The organism is Flavobacterium sp. (assembly GCF_027531905.1).
GTDB lineage: Bacteria > Bacteroidota > Bacteroidia > Flavobacteriales > Flavobacteriaceae > Flavobacterium.
In genome coordinates this window covers 1-22,158 of sequence record NZ_JAPZSU010000002.1, presented here as the reverse complement: position 1 = coordinate 22,158, position 22,158 = coordinate 1, and the positions used below count along the sequence as shown (strand labels likewise).

The 22,158-nt window shown below is 35.5% G+C and carries 12 protein-coding genes; all 12 read left to right on the top strand.

Annotated elements, in window-relative coordinates:
- The first annotated feature begins 57 nt into the window (after nt 1-57).
- The 12 genes from fahA (at nt 58) to O9307_RS00195 (ending at nt 21,511) form a co-directional block, all read left to right on the top strand.
- The gene (gene fahA, locus O9307_RS00250) at nt 58-1,341 is read left to right on the top strand and encodes a fumarylacetoacetase (RefSeq protein ID WP_298293963.1); all 1,284 of its coding nucleotides are present in this window, start codon (nt 58-60) and stop codon (nt 1,339-1,341) included.
- Nucleotides 1,342-2,110: 769 nt separating this feature from the next.
- The gene (locus O9307_RS00245; protein WP_298293960.1) at nt 2,111-2,590 is read left to right on the top strand and encodes a T9SS type A sorting domain-containing protein; all 480 of its coding nucleotides are present in this window, start codon (nt 2,111-2,113) and stop codon (nt 2,588-2,590) included.
- Nucleotides 2,591-2,646: 56 nt separating this feature from the next.
- Nucleotides 2,647-4,077 carry a hypothetical protein gene (locus O9307_RS00240; RefSeq protein ID WP_298293956.1) on the top strand — a complete coding sequence of 477 codons (1,431 nt, stop codon included), beginning with the start codon at nt 2,647-2,649 and terminating at the stop codon, nt 4,075-4,077.
- 72 nt (nt 4,078-4,149) lie between these two features.
- Nucleotides 4,150-4,818, top strand: a complete 669-nt coding sequence (locus O9307_RS00235; protein WP_298293953.1) for a hypothetical protein — start codon at nt 4,150-4,152, stop codon at nt 4,816-4,818.
- Nucleotides 4,819-5,177: 359 nt separating this feature from the next.
- Nucleotides 5,178-6,818: a hypothetical protein gene (locus tag O9307_RS00230; RefSeq protein WP_298293950.1), complete on the top strand. Its 1,641-nt coding sequence runs from the start codon at nt 5,178-5,180 to the stop codon at nt 6,816-6,818.
- Between the two features lie 317 nt (nt 6,819-7,135).
- Nucleotides 7,136-10,699 (top strand): hypothetical protein, encoded by a 3,564-nt coding sequence (locus tag O9307_RS00225; RefSeq protein WP_298293946.1) that lies wholly within the window; start codon nt 7,136-7,138, stop codon nt 10,697-10,699.
- Between the two features lie 19 nt (nt 10,700-10,718).
- Entirely contained in the window at nt 10,719-11,696 is a 978-nt protein-coding gene (locus tag O9307_RS00220) for a hypothetical protein (RefSeq protein ID WP_298293943.1), read from the top strand.
- Nucleotides 11,681-12,502, top strand: a complete 822-nt coding sequence (locus O9307_RS00215; protein ID WP_298293940.1) for an arabinofuranosidase catalytic domain-containing protein — start codon at nt 11,681-11,683, stop codon at nt 12,500-12,502. Before O9307_RS00220 ends, O9307_RS00215 begins: the two co-directional genes overlap by 16 nt.
- A 1,107-nt stretch (nt 12,503-13,609) precedes the next feature.
- Complete coding sequence (locus tag O9307_RS00210; protein ID WP_298293937.1) at nt 13,610-14,080, top strand: T9SS type A sorting domain-containing protein; 471 nt, start codon at nt 13,610-13,612, stop codon at nt 14,078-14,080.
- A 57-nt stretch (nt 14,081-14,137) separates the two neighbouring features.
- Nucleotides 14,138-19,801 (top strand): hypothetical protein, encoded by a 5,664-nt coding sequence (locus tag O9307_RS00205; protein WP_298293934.1) that lies wholly within the window; start codon nt 14,138-14,140, stop codon nt 19,799-19,801.
- 131 nt (nt 19,802-19,932) lie between these two features.
- Entirely contained in the window at nt 19,933-20,787 is an 855-nt protein-coding gene (locus tag O9307_RS00200) for a glycine-rich protein (RefSeq protein WP_298293931.1), read from the top strand.
- Nucleotides 20,788-20,890: 103 nt separating this feature from the next.
- On the top strand, nt 20,891-21,511 hold the full coding sequence (locus tag O9307_RS00195) for an outer membrane beta-barrel protein (RefSeq protein ID WP_298293928.1): 621 nt from the start codon (nt 20,891-20,893) through the stop codon (nt 21,509-21,511).
- Nucleotides 21,512-22,158 lie beyond the last annotated feature (647 nt).

Below are 22,158 nucleotides of genomic sequence, written 5' to 3'. Positions count from 1 at the left end.
ACTACTTAGATTATAATATATTTGGCGTGTAATTTTCAACAATATAATTAACACTTTATGCCAATAATAGCAAATAATCCTAACATAAAATCTTGGTTAGACGTTCCAGCTGATAGCGATTTTCCAATTCAAAATATTCCTTTTGGAGTTTTTCTTACCAAAGAAAATATAGTAACTGTAGGGACACGTATTGGTGATTACGCCATTGACCTTGGAGCTTTGCAGCAACTCAATTACTTTGAAGGTATTGAACTAACAGATGACATGTTCATGCAAGATACCCTAAATGATTTTATATCAGATGGTAAAAAAACTTGGCGTTTGGTAAGAAATCGAATCTCAGATATTTTCAACGAAAACAATCCAAAGTTAAGAGACAATAAAGAACATAGAGAAATTGTAATTTTCAAAATTACTGAAGTTGAAATGCAACTTCCGGTTTTAATTGGTGATTATACTGATTTTTATTCCAGCAAGGAGCACGCGACTAATGTTGGAAAAATGTTTCGTGATCCCGAAAATGCCTTACTACCCAATTGGCTTCACATTCCTGTGGGCTATCATGGAAGAAGTTCTACTATTATCCCTTCAGGAATTCCTGTGCACAGACCTATGGGACAAACTTTACCTAATGGAGAAACAACACCTGTTTTTGGCCCATCGCGATTGGTTGATTTTGAACTAGAAACTGCTTTTATTACCACTGATGCTAATATCATGGGCGAAAATATTCCGGTTTATGAAGCCGAAGATTATATTTTTGGAATGGTTTTGCTTAATGATTGGAGCGCAAGAGATATTCAAAAATGGGAATATGTGCCTCTAGGACCATTCTTAGCCAAGAATTTTGGTTCTTCAATTTCTCCTTGGATTGTCACACTAGATGCTTTAGAACCTTTTAGAACCAAAGGACCAAAACAAAGCCCAGCGCCACTTCCCTATTTACAATTAAAAGGAAAGCACGCATTCGATATTAATTTAGAAGTAGCAATCACTCCTAAAAATGGTATTCCAAATGTGGTATCTCAAACCAATTTCAAATACATGTATTGGTCTATGAGTCAGCAGCTAGCTCACCACACTTCAAACGGATGCAGAGTTAATTCTGGTGACATGATGGGATCCGGAACCCTTTCTGGCCCAACTCCAGATAGCTTCGGCTCAATGCTAGAACTAACATGGGGAGGTAAAAACCCTATCCAAATGAATGATGGAAGCGAGAGAAAATTCATTAACGATTATGACACCGTTACTATAAAAGGATATAGCAAAAACAATGAAGTTCGTATTGGTTTTGGAGAAGTTTCTAGTCAATTACTACCGCCATTTGTTAGGTCATAAACACTAAAATTTAATTTTAAAAAAAGCCATTCTTACTGTATATAAGAATGGCTTTTCTTTTTAAAATTCAGTTTTTTTTTAACTCAGACTTCAATAAAGTGGCAAACTAGAACAAATGAAATCTAACTTGCAAGTGTGTATTAAGCCAATGTCATTAAGTTATGAGGTTTTAGTTTGAAGATTAACGGTTCTTTATTTAGATTTTGGAGCAAGTGAATAAAAATCAAATGTTTTTCAAAATCTTATACATCAACGTACAGCCAAAAATCGTTCATCAAAAATTAGCAATCATTTTATCATTTAACCTTTAACTTAATGATATTGGGTTTCTTTATACTAATGATTCATAAGTTAGTACTAATAAATACCATAATAATCCATCAGGATGCTATAAAGAGCAAGTTTACCATATTTCGAATATGCGCTTTAAATTACCTCACCCCATACATTTTGATTTTTTTTAGAGACTAAAATACTTTTTTTGGAATTTGTTCCAAAAAATGGAATTATTTACGATTTCATCGTGCCATTTTTTTTCTTTACAGTGGAAAAATTTTAAATAATTACAGATCTAAAGATTAAAGTACTAAATAATATAATCTCTTTATTTTATTAGTGATTACAAGGTTTTGCATGACTCTTCAGACCTCTTTTTTTTATAAGTTAACCTATTAATTTTAAGCAAAACAAACATAATATGTTTTTGGTTTATTAAAATGGTTTCTTTTTTGACAATGATATATAGAAGCTAACTAAATTAATTACCAAAATGCGTCTATTATTAATAATCATATTTGTTTTAACTAGTACAATAACTACTGCACAGCAGCTCCATCATGAAATGATAAGTGCTCAAGGTGGTTCAAAAATAACAGCTAGTGGTCAATTTGTGAGCTACACTATTGGTCAACAATCCGTAACTGGTACTTCATCTAATGGTTATGTTGTGCAACAAGGTTTTCAGCAAAGCAATTGGAGTAAAATTTTAGAACAAAACACAATTTCAGTAGTAACTACTGTCTACCCTAATCCTTTTGTCACAGATGTTAATTTTTCATTTTCAACTTCTCCTGGAAACAAAATTGAAGTAATGGTATTTGATGTTTTAGGCAGAGTAGTTTACTCAGAGACCGCAATAAATCAAAATAATGTTATTGCCTTAAATTTAAGCAAGCTTTCTAGCGCATTATACTTAGTAAAACTTGTAAGTGAAAAGTTTGTTTATTCTGCAAAAATTATTAAAAAATAATGAATCAAAAATTCCTAAAAAGAACAAATAATAAATATATAATAACCCTTTAAATTATGAAAAAAGTATACTTTATATTGATTTTTTTTATATCGTTAATAGGTTTTTCACAAAATGGAATTTCTTATCAAGCATTAATAATTAATCCTTCAGGAGAACAATTACCGGGTGCGAATAATTATAATGTGCCCTTGTCAAATAAGTTAATTTGTTTAAAATTCTCCATCATTGATTCAAAATCAAATTTAGAATACATTGAAACTCACACAACAACTACGGATGCTCATGGTATTGTAAATTTAATTATTGGAACAGGAAGTCAAATAGGTGGATATGCATCTACATTTTCAACTATTTTATGGAACAATACCACTAAAAGCTTGAAAGTAGATTTAGATGTGGAGGCAAGTTGTAGCAATTTTACAGAAATTAGCAATCAACCTTTTACGTATGTTCCTTTTGCTCTCTATGCCGCAAATGCTCATGTTGACAAGGCAACTACTACTAGTACTGGGGTCATCAAATTAGCTGGAGATTTAGGAGGAACAGCAGATTTACCAACTGTTCCTGGATTGGCAAAAAAAGAAAATACCATTACGCCAGGTACAACCTCTCAATATTGGCGAGGCGATAAAACTTGGCAAACCTTAGATAAATCGGTAGTTGGGTTAGGAAATGTTGACAATACATCAGATGCTAATAAACCAGTATCTAGTGCTGCTCAAACGGCATTAAACAAAAAAGAAGATGTTGCCAATAAGTCTACTAACATAGATCTAGGAACAAGTGATGTGTTGTATCCAACACAAAATGCAGTAAAAACATATGTAGATTCTCAATTAATATCGGGTTTTGCTCTTAATAATACACCAGATGCCACAACAACTGTAAAAGGAAAAATAAAAATAGCTGGAGATTTAGGAGGAACAGCAGATTTGCCAACTGTTCCTGGATTAGCAACAAAAGAACCTACAATTACTGCCGGTACAACTTCGCAATATTGGAGAGGCGATAAATCTTGGCAAACTTTAGACAAAACGGTAGTTGGGTTAGGAAATGTTGACAATACCTCAGATTTAAATAAACCAATTTCTAATGCTACCGCTACTGCTTTAGACACAAAACTAGACAAAACCTTAGCTAAACCTGAAACCATAACGACTACGGCAACAAATACATTAGCAATTAAAGGGTTGCAAAATGAGACCTCTAGTACCTACCAAATACTTACAACTGATCCGGCAACTGGTGAAATAAGAAAAATTAACCCATCGTCAGTTGTGAGTATTCATGAGGTAGTTTATAGTACTACTGCCAATGCTAACCAATTCACTACTCCAAGAGCATTTAGTGATATTAGTAAAGTTCATGCGTATAGAAATGGCGTTAGAATTGGTTTGATTGTTATAGACACAACCCATGTCCAGTTAGAAGCCGGCATTGTATGCGACCTTAATGACGAAATTAGAATAGTGCAATATGAGTAATAGTAAAATAGTAACCAAATCGATTAAAAATTAACAATTAAAAAATTAAAATTAAAAATTAAAACTAAAATTATGAAAAAAAGTGTGATAATTAAAGGTTCATTTTTGTTTGTATTCTTTCTATTTACAACCATAAAAATGAGTGCGCAATCAGGTGTTGATGTTGCAAAAGCTGCTACAGCAGTACGTTTGATAGATAATAAAGGAACTATCAAATATTTACAATCGAATAATGGTATCACTCAAATTGTGAACACTACAGCCGACAAAACAACTACAACTTGGCAATTAGGAGGAACATTAACAGATAATACGTATATTGACGTTAGTGGAAAAGTTTTTGGGTTAGATAAGATTGACTTAGTTCCGGCTGGAACAGCGGCTTCTACTGATGCAACAGATAAATCCGTACATGGAACTGGTACAAGTTGGACCTTATTAGTTCGTGATGAAGCTACTGGAGCCATTAAAAAGTTGATGGCATCTTCCTTACTAGAAAGTGGGGAAACCACTAAAACAGCTACAGCAGATGTTGCGACTTTAGATATTGATGCAATTGGTGTAAAAGCAGATGCTCAATACAAAAGCAGAATTTGGGTGTACAGAAATGGAGCCAAGTTACTTCCAACAGATTTTGTAGTTGTAGCTGATAAAGTCACTGTCAATGCAGTGACTGGTACAGGCAATGACGCTTGGTCTATTCTTACTGGAGATGTTTTCGAAGTACAATGGTTGAAATAATTTAATTATAACCCGTTGATTGTAAACATTTTACCAACGGGTTAACAACTATTTTTTTGGTTACTTTTATTTTACTGCACTACTCGATTGAAAAAAATATAAAAAAGTAAAGGTTATATCTTTTACCCTATTAATTAAAAGATAAAATCAAGAATTTGTTTTAAGAATACCTATTAAGTATTTGTATTAATAAATACTTAATTAAAAATGAAATATTTAATTTTATTTTTAAAACACGCCATTAACTTAATGTATACCCCTAATTATTAGGTAGTAATAAGATTGAAACCTTTTAATCTGTGAAAAAAAACAGTTAAATATAGAGGATAATATTTTATCTCCTACAAATATTTTACAATATGAATTTTTTAAAAAAAATAGTATATATTTTTATTTTTATAACTTCTTCCTTTTCTTTTGGACAAAAAGTAAGAGTTATTGATAATAAAGGAACAATTAAGGAAGTTGACAACAGTAAATGGAGTACTTCTGGTAATGACATATATAATAAAAATTCAGGTAATATAGGAATTGGAGCAACTCCTGACGCATCTGCAAAATTAGAGGTAAAAAGTACTACTAGTGGTTTTTTACCCCCTCGTTTAACTACTTTACAACGTGATGCAATAGTACTGCCTGCTACCGGATTAGTTGTTTTCAATCTAACTACTAATGCATTAGAAATTAACAATGGTACCAATCTAGTTCCTGTATGGACCTCCTCATTTACGCCAGATGCTACTACAACCTCAAAAGGGATACTACAATTAGCCGGTGACTTAGCAGGAATAGGTTCAACAGCTACAAATCCAGTAATTTCAAACAGCGCAATTTCTACTATTAAATTAGCCGATAATGCAGTTACTACCCTTAAAATTGCTGACGCCAATGTGACCAATGCAAAATTAGCTACAGATGCCGTAACTACTGGTAAAATACTAGACGGTACAATTATTGGCGCAGATTTAGCAAATAGTATTATAACCAATGCCAAATTAGCAGAAACAATTAGTGTTCCAAATGGAGGAACGGGAGCCACAACACTTACGGGTTATGTAAAAGGGAATGGAACAAATGCAATGACGGCGGTTGCTACAATTCCAGTTGCAGACATCGTTGGCGCCCAAACAACAGCAAATCTAGCCTCAAATATCACAGCAAATACAGGCTCCACAACACTTTATCCTAGTGTAGCCGCAGTAGAAGCTTATGTAACAAATAGTGCTACTCCAGACGCTACCTCAACGGTAAAAGGAAAAGTAAAATTAGCAGGTGATCTTGGTGGAACAGCTGATTTGCCAACCGTACCAGGTCTTGCCACCAAAGAGCCAACAATTGCAGCGGGAACTACCACTCAATATTGGAGAGGAGATAAAACTTGGCAAACACTTGATAAATCAACAGTTGGTTTAAGTAATGTAGATAATACATCGGATACAAATAAACCCATTTCAACAGCCACTCAAACTGCCTTGAATAACAAGGAAGATGTTGCCAACAAATCAACTAATACTGCTTTAGGAACAAGTAATGTGCTCTACCCTACACAAAATGCTGTGAAGACCTACGTAGATGCTCAAATAACTTCAAATAGCACTCCAGACGCTACTACAACTGTAAAAGGAAAAATTCAATTAGCAGGAGATTTAGGTGGAACGGCTGCAGCGCCATCAGTTGTCAAATTGCAGGGTACAGCGGTAAGTGCTACTACTCCAACAACAGGTCAATTATTACAATTTGACGGTACGAATTGGAAACCTGTGAATGCTAACATAATAGTAAAAATGGAGACCGATGAATTTGTAGCTACAGCTGCACAAGTTTCTTTCACTTTAACAGCGACCCCTATCGGTAAAATTGCGATGTATGTGAATGGTGTTAGAGTACCAAAAGCAGCAATAACTGTTACAGGAACAACTGTGGCCTATACAAGTTCAAGTAATGGAGGATATGTAGTCTTAGTTAATGATCGAATCACATTTGATTATATTACCAATTAAAATCAAAGAAAGCTGTTACAGTACTTTTCTAACAAAAAAAGATTCAAAAATTTGGGTCGAACAAGTACAATAATCACATAATTAATTCAAAAAAAAGCAACTTAAACTCTCTTAACTTATTTTTTTAGTTCTCCGAAATGATAAAATTAATAACTTAGACCTATTACAATTAAAAAATAAAATCATTAGATCTTATTTAAACCTAAGAGTTGCTATATTAAACTATGAAATCAACATTAACATTACTTTTTCGGAAGTAAAACTAATGATTATTAGGTAGATGCTATATTTTACCTCAAAAAATAAAATTTAAACATATGAAAAAGGTATTAATTTTAGTTTTAATTTTTAATTTTATTTTGGTGCAAGCCCAAGATAAAGTGGTTACCAAAAATGGAAAAGAAATAGAGGTCAATAATGATGCCTCAACTACTTCAAAAGGAATGGTTAAATTAGCAGGTGATCTTGGAGGAACTGCTGATTCACCTACTGTGCCTGGTTTAGCAACCAAACAAAATACCTTAACATTAACAACAACAGGAACAGGAGCTGCAACCTTGACTGGAGCAACTTTAAACATTCCAACACCTACATTTGGAACTCCTTTTTCGTTACTAGGCACTTCAACAGAGGCAGGTAATGACAAAACTTCAGGAATTTGGAGAACAGGAGGGCTATTTACAGGCGGTAGCTCTACTGCTACACTATTTGGAAATTTATCTACTATAGGCGGAACAAATTTTAGTGGTGGTTTTCCAAAAGGGTTAGCTTCAATAGGTCTAATAAGTAATTCAACAGCAGGCTGGACCGGATCTGGCTTTTTGTTTTCGAATTCAGTGACTGGAAATAATGCTTTTACAGCTACTATAAATAATGACAAGATCTATCAAGCTTGGTTAACACCTGCTAACACCTATACTATGACATCTATTGCTAATAGCTTAGGATGGGGTTTTGGAACAAATGTTCCTACTGGATATTCTCCAACGTATGGTCTAGAAGCGGTAACCACTTTTAAAATCGGTACTTTACCTACTATAACTAATGCTACAGAGGTTTTGGTGCCTGATCCAACCACAGCGCAAGTATCTAAACAAACTATTGCAAATATTAGAAATACCCCATGGTTTACCGCAGGTACAACAACCGATGCTGGTGGGGATAAAACCAATGCTATTTATCGAAATGGATCAACGCTAATTGCCACAGGAACTACTACTCAAACCACGCCACTTAAATCATTTCATTTGCAGGCGGGAGGAGCTTCCAATTTAACCTCAGCTTTTGGCTCGGGGCAAATATTTTCTACAAATGATGGTAGTGGCGCAAGATTCTTTTTAGAGCATACCACCTCAAATGTAAATGAGAAGACATCTGTAATTTACAATCAATCCGGATTAACATATCTTGGCGCTATCGTAAGTGATAATGGAGGTTCATGGATTTATGGAGCTCCGCTTGTTGTCAAACATTCTAACGGATTTGTTGGATTTAATCAAACTAACCCTTCATATCAAGCAGATATTAATGGAACAGCAAGGATTGCCACATTACCAGCAATTACTACTGCAACAGAAGTTATGGTGCCTGATCCTACAACTGGACAAGTATCTAAACAAACTATTGCAAATATTAGAAATACCCCATGGTTTACCGCCGGAACAACAACAGATGCTGGAGGGGATAAAGCAGGAGATATTTATAGAACTGGAAAAATTGGAATTGGAGCTACTTCACCATTAACAAATCCAATATCAAGGGTTGAAATCATCCAAAATTCTTTGTTTAGTGGTACTGAAACCTCAACACATGGAATGCAAATTATCTCAGGAAAAACAGTTGGTACTGATATTACCTTATATATGGGGGCTGATAATACTAATGCTAATTCCTACTTACAATCGGTAAAATGGGGTACTACAACAGCTCCATTAGTTTTGAATGGAAGAGGTGGAAATGTAGGTATAGGAACTCCAACACCAGCCAACAAATTAGAAATTACACATGGGACTGCAGGTAACTCTGGATTGCGATTTACAAATTTAAATTCATCAAGTGCTGCAACGACATCCGCTAGTAAAGTACTGGCATTGAATAGTACAGGAGATGTTATTTTAACCAATGTTCCAGGCACACAAAATATTGTTTCATTTTCTACAGCAACCCCAACAACATCTGGTGTAGTTTTTACACCTAATACACCTGCTGATCAAACCGTTATTTATCAATCAGCAACAGATAATAGTATGTGGACCTATAACGGAACGGTTTATACTACGTATACTGCACCATCTTCTACAGCTTGGAATTTAGCCAATACTACCAATGATGCAGGAAGTACCAAAACATCATCTATTTGGAGAACTGGGAATATAGGTATTGGAACCAATAATCCAACCAATAATTTAGATGTAGTAGGAGGTTTCCATTTAAGAAATACCTCAGGAGCTGCTGGTTCTAATTATGGCATAGAGTTGAATACTAACTCAAATGCACCTCGCATTGACTGGGTTTTTAATGGAAGTTATATTGGACAATTTTCTTCAGATGCAAATAATTTTTTATTACAGAACAGTAAAACAAGCACTGGAGGTTTTCGATTTACAACCAATCCAGGTTCTGGAGCCTTAGATCGTTTAAATATTTTAAATAATGGTAATGTGGGTATTGGGATTTCTACTCCCCTTTCAAAATTACATGTAAACTCAGAAACTACGGAAGTTGCTAGATTAGTAACATCTCTAACTGGAACAAATTATGCAGGGATTGGAATTGGAAATGGATCAGGTGTTTGGGGAAAAATAGCTTCTGGTGAAGGTAAATTTCAAATTAGAAATTTCACTACAGATGCAGTGATTATGAATGCAGAGTTAGGCACTGGTAATGTAGGTATTGGAACCACTGCTCCAGCTAGTAGATTAGATGTAAATGCAGGTGTAACAACAGCTAATACTGTAGTAAATGCTACTGGAAGCGTTAATGATTTCTTACAATATAATATTCAAAATACAAGCACGGGAACACAAGCTCAAAGTGGCTATTCAGCGACGGCAAACAATGGAAGTGCTACAACCGGTTTTGCATGGATGGGTATCAATAACTCAAATTTTAACTTCCCCACAGCCTATAATATAGGAGGAGCTAATGACGTATCATTCGTAGGTAGTGGGCAAGATTTGTATTTAGCCAATGCAAATAACACAAAAAGTATCATTTTCAGTACAGGTACAGCAGCTACTCCATTTTTTAATGAAAGAATGCGTATTATGAATAGTGGTAATGTAGGTATTGGAACCTCTGCTCCTTCACAACGATTAACTATAGCAGGAACAAATAATCAACCAGCTACTACAGGTACAACATCTAATGCAACTTTACGCATAGATGGTAGTAGCAATCATGCATTGGATTTTGGTACCTATACAAATAGCCCATTTGGCTCCTATGTACAATCGGTAGACAAAGCAAATTTCTCTACAAATTTGCCATTAAACCTTAATCCAGTAGCAGGTAATGTAGGAATTGGAACCTCAAATCCAACTTCAAGATTAGAAGTAAACGGCGCTGCAACAAATACAACGGCATTCAATGCTGCTGCTGGAACGAGTATTGATTTTTCAAGAAGTAATTTAGCCTATACCACTGCTAGTGCAGGAGCATTTACACTTACAAATCTTAAAGATGGTGGAACCTATACCCTAGCGGTTCAAGGAACGACTTCTGGAACATCTAGTTTTAGTGGGACAAATCCATCAGGAACTACATTGACTATTAAATATGTTAACAATGGTGCTACTATAGTAGCAGGAGGAAAACACACACTTTATACCTTTTTAGTAATGGGAACCAATGTTTATGTATATATGGCAACAGGATTTTAGAATTAGCTAAGTTTTTAATATGAAAAAAGTTATTTTATTTTTGCTCATTGTTCCTTTTTTTGTTCAAGCGCAATTGTTGGGATTTTTTCCTCCAAATGTGGATTTGAATGTTTTAGATAATACAGCCTCAAGTAATATCAGTTTTTTGTATAGTTTTAGAAAAGCAAGAGCATCCTATACAGGGTTTTGTTTTCGAGCACGACGAACCGATACCAATGCTCAAGTTGATGTCGCTTTTGACACGAATGGTATTGCGAGTGCTAGTTCTATTTGCACAGTTGCTATTGTAGGCACAAGTTCTTACACCTTAGGACAGCAAATGACTTGGAGTACTTTTATTTCAGGAGCACCCCAACTTAGAGCTACCATATGGTACGATCAAAGTGGCAATACTAGAAATGCTATTCAAAACACAACCTCAGCTCAGCCTCTCATTACTGGGAGTCAAAATGGTTTATTTTATTTATCATACTCAGGAGTTGAAAATTTGTATTGTCCCTTTGCTTCCAATGTATTACTATCAGCCAATGGAGCCGTACAAGGAGTTAATGGTACGCTATTCTTGGTAGTAACACCATCTGTAGCTGCAAATCCTGGTTCATTTGGGTATTTGTCAGGGACAAATGTAAGATGGGCAGCACATATCAATTGGTCGGATGGAAATGTCTATTTTGATGCAGGAGAGATTTGTTGTTCAGGAACTAATCGATCGTTTTTCAATGGCACTAGCAACGGCTTATGGAAACAATATACTATGCAACGTTTAAATACTAATAAGCTAGTTAGAGTTAGTAGTGTTCAAAAAATAAACGGAACTGGTAATGCGGATAGTTACGATGCTACTAATACTAGTTTTGGAATTGGAAATAACAACCAGGGAACAATTAGTGGTCATACAGGTTTTATAGGAGAGGCAGCATTGTTAAAAAACGTCTTATCACAAGCAGAAATACAAGACATAGAAAATAATCAAATGAGATCATGGAACGCATTTTAAGATTTACTTTTACTTTATTATGTGGATTTTATGCCACTGCGCAAGTTGTAGGTACGCCTTACATAATTCCTGTTTATAATAGACCCATTTTGGACCAAGTAGGTATTACGCCCTCTTTTGCATTTAGCACTCGAAAATTACGTGAATTATACACAGGGCCTGCTGTTCGCATACGCAGAGCAACAGACAACGCCCAAGCAGATGTAGCTTTTGACACAAACAATGTAGTTTCTGACAACAGTACCGTAACTGTTGCTGTAGCGGGTGGTGCATTATCGGTTGGTAATACGCTTACGCTAGCTAGTTTCAGAAGTGGAAATACCCTGTTCGTTTCTACCTGGTACGATCAAGGAGCCAATGGATATCACGGAACACAAAGTAACACCAGTAGACAAGCTGTGTTTAACTTAAACGTAATTGGTCCTTCTAATCAATATGCCTCGTTAGTGTTTACAGGTACGGCTAAACATAACGTAACCGTAAATCAAACGCTGCCGGTCTTATTAGGCAGTGGATTAAGAGGAAGTGTCATGATGATTGCTTTTATACAAAATAGTACAATTAGCAATAACTCATTCGGGTATTCTGATAGTAGCGACAACAACATTCGATGGTCTACACACATGAACTGGCCAGACAACAATATGTACTCCGATTTAGGATCATCTTCAGATTTAAATAGGAGTTTTTTTAATGACGGCACCATTGGTTTAGGTAGGAACAAACAATACACCATCATTAGAGCAACATCTAGTAAAATTGTTCGAGTTAGTGGAATAGATCGAATAATAGTTCACAAAATATAACTTCTCGAACTTGGTCAGCCGGTTCTACTTTTGGCGTAGGTTTAACAACCGGTTCTTTAGATACGGCTTTTAATCAAAACGGCTTTACAGGAAATATACCTGAATTTATTTTATTTTCAGAACCCCTAACTGCTGCGCAATACGGATTAATAGAAAACAATCAAATTTTGTTTTGGGGGGCTTATTAGTGCTTTGTACTTTATTTGAATTAAAAACTTAATCAAATCAACTATTTATAGTAATTCGTCAAAAAACAAAAAATAGACACTCAGCTGCTTAATTTAATAATGCGTGTGTCTATTTTTTATGCTAAAAATTTGATTTAAAACTACTTCATCTTGCTATTATAGCGTTTATCAAATTATACTTCCATTATAAAACACAAGAATACTTCAAGCCAAAGATTTTGATTGGAAAATGGAAAATTCATTTAATTGGAAATTATTCCAAAAAATGGAAATAATATACTTTTTATAATACCATTTTTTTTCTTTTTTATAGAAAATAAAAAAAAAGTATCCAGCTTTAGGTTCAAGTCTAGAACAAAACAATCTCCTTGTTTTACAAGCATTTACTGCGTTTTACATCACTTCTCTCCTTCCCTTTTTTAAAAAAACATCAAAATTTCAAGTAGAACTGACCAAATAGAAGTGCTACTGTATTCAAATGGTTTCTTTTTTGCAAACAATAATTAAGTGGTTAAAAAACTAAATATTTAATCAAGTTCTTAAATATTTAAAAGATTAAACTAAAGATCAAACTTTAATTATTAATGTAGAAATAATAGTGTTGTTTCGATGCAATTTGATTTTTTTTTTGTATATCAGCTTCATTTGATAAAACAAATCTTACGCTATATGGAATGATTTATTAAAAATTTGATTTTTAATGTTTTACAAATACAAAAAAATAGTATCATTGCAACCAAATATTTTTTTTATAATTGTTTAATTACGCAAAAATACGTGTATTTAAAATAAAAAAATAATGATCTCTGTGTTATCAAAATAATAAACGTCTCTATTTATTTATCAATTCAGGAGCTGATCAATGAATTTTATTTTTTTTATAAATGTTGAACAAATTAAATTTCCAAAAATGCGCCTATTGTTTATAATTTTACTTACTTTTATTTACGAAATGACTGATGCACAACAACTTCACCATGAAATGATAAGTGCGCAAGGTGGTTCAAAAGTTACTGAAAGTGGCCAATTTGTAAGTTATACTATTGGTCAACAATCTGTAACAGGTACTACATCTAATGGTTACATTGTGCAACAAGGTTTTCAACAGAGCAATTGGAGCAAAATTTTAGAACAAAACACAATTTCAATCGTTACTACTGTTTTCCCCAATCCTTTTGTTACTGATGTTAATTTTTCGTTTTCAACTTCGCCTGGAAACAAAATAGAGGTAATGGTATTTGATGTTTTAGGACGAATAGTGCATACAGAAACAGCTATAAATCAAAATAATGTACTAGCATTAAATTTATCCAAACTAGCTAGCGCATTATATTTAGTCAAACTTAGTTCAGAAAAATTTGTTTATTCCGTTAAAGTAATCAAACAATAATATATAAAAATTACCAAAAAAACACCAAATAATAAATGTATCTAAACCGGTTAAACTATGAGAAAAGTATACTTTACATTGATTTTTTTTTTATCGTTACTAGGATTTTCGCAAAATGGAATTTCTTATCAAGCTTTAATAATTAATCCTTCAGGAGAACAATTACCTGGGGCAAATAATTTTAACGCTCCTTTATCTAATCAGTTAATTTGTTTGAAGTTTTCATTTCTAGATTCCAATTCAAATTTAGAATACATAGAAACACATAAGATTACGACAGACGCTCATGGTATTGTAAATTTAGTAATTGGTACGGGGCAACCAATTGGTGGGTATGCTACTACATTTTCCAATATCTTATGGAATAATACCGCAAAAAGTTTAAAAGTAGATTTAGATGTAGAAGCAAACTGTACTAATTTTACGGAAATAAGCAATCAACCTTTTACCTATGTTCCTTTTGCTTTTTATGCGGCAAATGCTAATGTTAACAAAGCGACAACAATTAGCACCGGAATAATTCAATTAGCAGGTGATTTAGGTGGTACCGGAACAACCGCTACAGCCCCAATAATCTCAAATAATGCCATTACTTCTGCTAAAATTTTGAATGGCGCTGTTACTCCAATTAAAATTGCCCCAGGCGCTAATAATACCGTCCTAGTTACAGACGCCACTGGAAATGTTGCTTGGGTAAATAGCAATTCATTTCTAGCAGTTTCAGACTTGAATACCATTGAAGGAACTGGTACAGCGACAAATCCTTTTAAAGTAAAAGACTTAGGAATTGTTTCCGCCAAAATAGCAGATAATGCAGTGACAACTACAAAGCTTGCCAATGGAGCCGTTACGAATGCTAAAATTGGGGAAATTATTTCTGTACCCAACGGAGGAACTGGTGCGGCTACTTTAACCGGATATGTAAAAGGAAATGGAACCTCTGCAATGACAGCTAGTCCTTCCATTCCTGTCGCAGACGTTGCAGGGGCGCAAACAACTTCAAATTTAGCGTCAAGTATAACTTCAAATACCGGATCAACAACTTTGTATCCGAGTGTATCCGCTGTTGAAACTTTTGTTGCTAATAATGCCACTCCAGACGCTACTGCAGCCCTAAAAGGAAAAGTAAAATTAGCGGGAGATTTAGGCGGAACAGCTGATGCTCCTACCGTTCCAGGATTAGCAAACAAAGAAAATACAATTACCGCAGGTACAACTGCACAATATTGGAGAGGCGATAAAACGTGGCAAACCTTAGATAAATCCGCAGTTGGTTTAAGCAATGTAGACAATACAACAGATGCAAATAAACCCGTTTCAACCGCTGTTCAAACCGCATTAAATACAAAAGAAGATGTGGCTAATAAAGCGACAGATATAGCTTTAGGAACAAGTGATGTGTTGTATCCCACACAAAATGCAGTTAAAACCTATGTCGATAATCAATTAATTTCAAGTTTTGCTCTTAACACTACTCCAGATGCTTCCACTACCGTAAAAGGAAAAGTAAAATTAGCAGGAGATTTAGGCGGAACAGCAGATTTGCCAACCGTACCAGGACTGGCTTTAAAAGCTCCTTTGGCTTCTCCTGCATTTACAGGAACACCAACTGCTCCAACCGCTACTGCTGGTGATAGCAGTACGCAAATAGCTACAACAGCTTTTGTAAATGCTACAGTCTCAAATGCGGTTTCTGCAGCGGCTACACCAGACGCCACCTCTGTAGCGAAAGGAAAAATTCAATTGGCAGGAGATTTGGGCGGAACAGCAGATGCTCCTACAGTTCCTGGACTGGCTTTAAAAGCACCTTTGGCTTCTCCTGCATTTACAGGTGATGCTACAGCTACAACAGCTACAGCAGGAGATAATGATACATCAGTGGCAACAACAGCCTTTGTAAGTACAGCCGTTTCAAGTGCCGTTTCAGCAGCGGCTACACCAGACGCTACTACCACCCTAAAAGGAAAAGTAAAATTAGCGGGAGATTTAGGCGGAACAGCTGATGCTCCTACCGTTCCAGGATTAGCAAACAAAGAAAACACGATTACCGCAGGAACAACAACTCAATATTATAGAGGCGATAAAACGTGGCAAACCTTAGATAAATCTGCAGTAGGTTTAGGAAATGCAGACAATACTTCGGATGCTAATAAGCCTATTTCAACGGCCACACAAACGGCATTGGATACGAAAGAAAACGCAGTAAATAAATCTGACGTTACTACCTTAGGAACAAGTGATGTGTTGTTTCCAACTCAGAATGCGGTAAAAACCTATGTTGACACTCAGATAGGAACTAATGCAACGCTTGACGCAACGTCAACCGCGACAGGGAAAATTCAATTAGCGGGAGATTTAGCGGGTACAGGAAGTTCAGCTTCAAGTCCGGTAATATCTAATGATGCTATTACAACGGTTAAAATACTTGATGCAGCAGTTACACCTGCTAAAATAGCACCAGGTTCTATTGAGTCGGTTTTAATTACAGATACTACAGGAGCAGTGGCCTGGATAAACAAAGGGTCATTTGGTGCAGTGGCTGATTTATCAACTATTGAAGGTGTTGGAACTACTGCAACCCCTTTTAAAGTAAAAGATTCAGGAATTAGCACAGCTAAATTAACTGACAATGCAGTTAACACAGCAAAACTTGCAGATGATGCGGTAACGAATGCTAAAATAGGTGAAATAATTTCTGTTGAAAACGGAGGAACAGGATCAAATATGACTACAACTGCTGGTTATGTAAAACAAGCATCCACTGGAGCTAATTTTACAACGGTATCAACAATTCCTGTAGCCCATGTAACAGGGGCCGTTCGTTCTGTAAATGGTGTTCAGCCAGAAGCAGACGGTAATGTGGCAGTAGTAATTGGTAGGGTTTTTACGGGGAATACCATTGACCCAAACTTAGCAACTTCAATTATAAATGCAAGTCCTCCTAAAAAGCAATCAGATATTTATGTAGTTGCAGAAAGTAATAATCCTAACAATGGCCGTACTTTCATATTTGATGGAACCAATTGGTTAGAAGTAGCTGTAGATATATCAGCAACAGATAATCGATACGTTAACGTTGGAGGAGATAGTATGGTGGGTAATTTAACAGTACCTACCGGAACAAAAATAATAATAGCTGATGCACCTACAGCAAGTACCGATGCAACAAATAAAGGATATGTTGATGGGTTAATTACGTCATCTGCCACTCCAGATGCTACTACAACTGTAAAAGGAAAAATCAAATTAGCAGGAGATTTAGGAGGTACAGCAGATTTGCCAACAGTCCCAGAATTAGCCTTTAAAGCACCTTTAAACTCTCCTAGTTTAACGGGTACACCATTAGCGCCAACAGCTGCTTCGGGCACCAATACCACGCAAATTGCTACTACAGCCTTTGTTACAGCTGCAACTTCTGGTAAACAAGATGCTATCACTTTAACAACTACTGGAACTGGAGCTGCATCATTGGTAGGTGCAACGTTAAACATTCCAACACCAAATAACGGAACAGTAACAGAAGTAAGTGCCTTAACTATTGGAACTTCAGGAACCAATATTTCTTCAACAGTTGCTACCTCTACCACCACACCAGTTATTACATTAAATATTCCAACGGCTTCTGCTGCTAATAGAGGCGCTTTGAGTAGTGCCGATTGGACTACATTTAATGCGAAAGTTGGAGGCAGTGGAACAACTAATTTCGTTCCAAAATTTACAAGCTCAAATGGAATTGGAGACAGTTCAATTTTTGACAATGGAACTAATGTAGGAATAGGTACAACTGCGCCTGCTAACAAATTAGAAATCACACAAGGCACAGAAGGTAATTCAGGATTACGATTTACAAATCTAAATGCTTCGAGTATAGCAACAACAACTTCAAATAAAGTTTTAGGTGTTAACAACAATGGTGATATTATTTTAACAAACGTTCCCGGAACACAAAACATTGTTTCTTTTTCAACCGCTACCCCAACTACTTCTGGAGTGGTTTTCACACCCAATACTCCTACTGATCAAAGTGTAGTATATCAATCAGCAACAGACAATAGTTTATGGACCTATAATGGCACTACTTATGTAACCTATACTGCTCCTGCTTCAACAGCTTGGAATCTTGGAGGCACAACTAATGATGCAGGAAGTAATAAAACTAGCTCCATTTTTAGAACTGGTAATGTAGGAATAGGTACTGGAACAAATTCACCAGCTGGAGTATTGAATGTATTCGGAACTACATTAGGAAACTCAGGCGCTAGTGGCGCAGGCTCTCTAGTATGGTTAAAGCAAAACAGTACTTGGGGAGTAAATGCTCCTTATGCACTTTGGGTTGATGGTTATTCATATCTAAACGGCTTTAGAGTTAATGGCGCAGATGGACAAAGAGCTATTCATAACCAGCTAGTAAACACAGAACTTGGATTTGGAACGAATGGAGGAGATATTACATTTAGTTTTAATAACGGAACAACAAGAGGTATGGTTTTGAAAAATGATTCAGGAAATATTGGTATTGGAACCAATTCCCCTATTGCTAAATTAATTGTAAATGACAACAACTATATTGCAAATATTCCAACTTCTTCCTCCAATTTAATGGACAATTCTACTTTTAGACCCTTAACTCGTTTTCAAACTACATCTGGCGTAAATAATAATGCAATTAGCCACTATTTAACTACTACAACTGCTGCAACTCAAGCACATAATTATTCTACTGGAACATCTTTACCCTATGTTTTGCAACCCGCAGGAGGAAATGTGGGAATTGGTACGACAAATCCATTAACTAGTTTACATGTTAAGAGTTCAATTTCTGCAACTGCGACAGTAAATGCTGATGCAGAAGTATTCCGATTATCTAGATCCTATACATCAGGTTTAAAATGGGATAACATTGCCCAATTTAATTTAGGATCTTATTCTACTTCTACCAATTCCAATTCAAGATTAGATTTAACAATGAATGATGGCGGAGGCATAAGCACTTCAAATGTTATGACTTGGTTGGCAAATGGTTATGTAGGAATTAATAATACTGCACCAAGTGCACCTTTAGTTATACAAGGTACAACAGGAACAGGCGCGTTAAAATTAATCGCCCCTTCAGTAGCTGCTGGTGATAATTGGTGGATGGGATTTGGTCATGGAACTGCTTCCACAGACGCTAATGATAGAGCCAGAATAGGAGTAGATATTATAGGAGGTGGAGCAGGTAGATTATTCTTTACCACAGGTTCAACAGGAACACAAACTAGAGCTATGTTTATTGATGAAAGTCAGCGTGTGGGTATTGGTACTTCTTCTCCAACCGCCCAATTACACACTACGGGATCTGTTCGTTTTGCAGGTGCTGGAACACCAGGAGCAGGAAGAGTATTAACTTCAGATGCCTCTGGTAATGCAACTTGGCAAACAGGAGCCATTGCAACAACGGTTTCAACTAGAACAGCTGATTTTAGTATAGCTGCAGCAGACAACGGCGGTGTACTAGTTGTCAATAGTGCAACAACAGTTACCATAACAATTCCATCTACTTTATCTACAGGATTTTCATGTCAAATCATTCAAGCCGGTGCTGGACAAGTAAATGTAGTTGGCTCCGGAGTTACGATAACAAGTGCATTAGGTACGTTTAGCAGAACATCGGGCTCGTCTATTGGTATAATGTTAACTTCTGCAACTACAGCATTTTTATCAGGAGATACCTCTTTTTAATTGTTTTATTATGAAATCGCCATTACCAACAAGTTTGTTGCAAACAAGCACCGATAAGCTAAAGGCAACCCGAGCGAAGCGAATTGGTGAAGCATACCATATATGATTGATGATCAATAAATTTTACATAAATGAAAAAGATAATTGTTTTATTACTTCTACCCTTTTTTGCATTGGCTCAACTCACTCCGCAGTTTTTGCAGTTAAAGCCTGTATACACCAAATTTATTAGATTTGATTATACCGGTGCAATTCAGACATGGACAGTTCCAGCGGGGGTTACAAGAATATTTGTTGATGTAGCTGGAGCACAAGGAGGAGGGTCAGGAGGTACATTTATAGGTGGAAAAGGCGGTAAAGTTAGCGGTATTTTAACAGTTACCCCCGGCAATGTATTGCAAATTACAGTTGGCGGGCAATCGACTACTAATATCGCAGTATATGGTTTTGGTGGAAATGGAGGTCAATCTACAATTTATGGAACTATCGCTAGAGCTGGTGGAGGTCTAAGTGCTATTTCTACTGCAGCACCAGTCACACAAGCCAATGCTTTGTTAATAGCAGGTGGCGGTGGCGGAATAGCTACAGCTACAAATATCTATGCTGGCAACGGTGGTGCAGGAGGCGGGTTAAACGGTATAAGTGCTACCTCAAATTATGGAGGAACCCCAACAAGAGGTGGTGGAGCGAGTCAAACCGCAGGAGGTATGGCTGGTTCGCCTTTTGATGGTAATTCAACGAATCCTACTGCTGGTACGGCAATCAATGGTGGTGCGGGTGGAATCGTTGGTGGCTTCAGTGCTGGATGGAATGGCGGTGGCGGTGGCGGCGCTGGATATTTTGGTGGTGGTGGTGCTGCTGGTGGCGGTAACGCCCAAGGTTCAGGAGGTGGCGGCTCTTCATGGACTCATGCGTCTGTTGTGCAAGTTTCTAATATTTCCAACTTTAATACAGGAAATGGAAGGATAATTATTTACTATAACTAAACCGTGGTCAAAAAAAACTATTCTAATACTTTTTTTTGCTACTTAAAATACTCTGAAAGGCTTTCAGTTCAAAAAATAAACAATCTTTTAAAAAACGAAAAAAATGAGACAATTAACTTTTATTATTCTATTATTCCTAACTGTTGCAGCGGCAAAAGCGCAAGGTTATTATTTTAACTTAGGGCAGAATTTTACGAAATATGATTACAAGAATTCTTCAGGCCAAACAAATGCTAATGTCAAATCCGATAACGGATTTATGATTGATTTTGGCTACCAATGGAATATTTCGTACGATTCAAAATGGCAATACAAAGCAGGTCTTTCCTACCAACAATTCAATGCTAAAGGTAAAAATGACACATTTGATTATTCGTGGAATACAAATTATATAGGCATTCAAAATACCATAAGCTATGAAATTTATACTTCATATGGCAAAGAAGTAGCTATAAAAATCAATTCTGGATTTACAGGTGCAACAATAATCAATGGAGAACAAATGATTAATAGCACTAGTTACGACTTAACTAAACAAGAAGAATTCAAGGGATTATTCATACAGCCCCATATCGGTGTAGAAAACGATTTTTATATTAACGAGTCGATTCGATTAGGTATTGGCTACCGATTTTCTAAAGCCTTTCGAATTAATTCAGGTTCAAAAGAAAGTTTAAATTTTATAAATAATACTTTCTATTTAAATTTTAAATACATCATTTAAGCTAAAGGATAATTGTAAGTTAAAAAGCATGAAGGTTTGTGCAAGCTTTCATACTTTTTTAATTGAATATTTAAATCCAAATCTACTCCTAATTCTTGTTATTGTGAATTTATCTTTACTGTTTTTCTAAAAAAAAAATTACTTTCAAAAAAGAACATATTAGCGCATTAGGTATTTATAACCCAATCGTTTTTCAAAGTGTTAAATTAACAACAATAAACTATTTAATTAAGACTACAACTTTATGCCTGTTTTTTAATCCTAAAGTATTTTTCATTTACTAACTAAACCACTTTGAACTGAATGTCCATAGATTTGGTTGTCAGACTGAAAGTCTGCAAGGTTGGAATATGATTTAACCGCAGATTCGCAAATTATTATAATTAACCTGTAGGGTGAAATTTATATAAAATAAAAAACTTAACCACACTTCGATGCCTCAGTGCAGGCTAGAGCTATAGAATTTATGTGGTACAAAATATTTTCACCCAACGGATAATAATTATTAACCTGAACTCGATTAATAATTTGGGTTGAAAATATTGCACAAAAAGGTAAAATTTAGTATATTTAAATCTCTGACAATTAAATATTTAACTAAATTCTACCTTATGATTTGTTTCGATAAAATTACTGATATTTTTTCT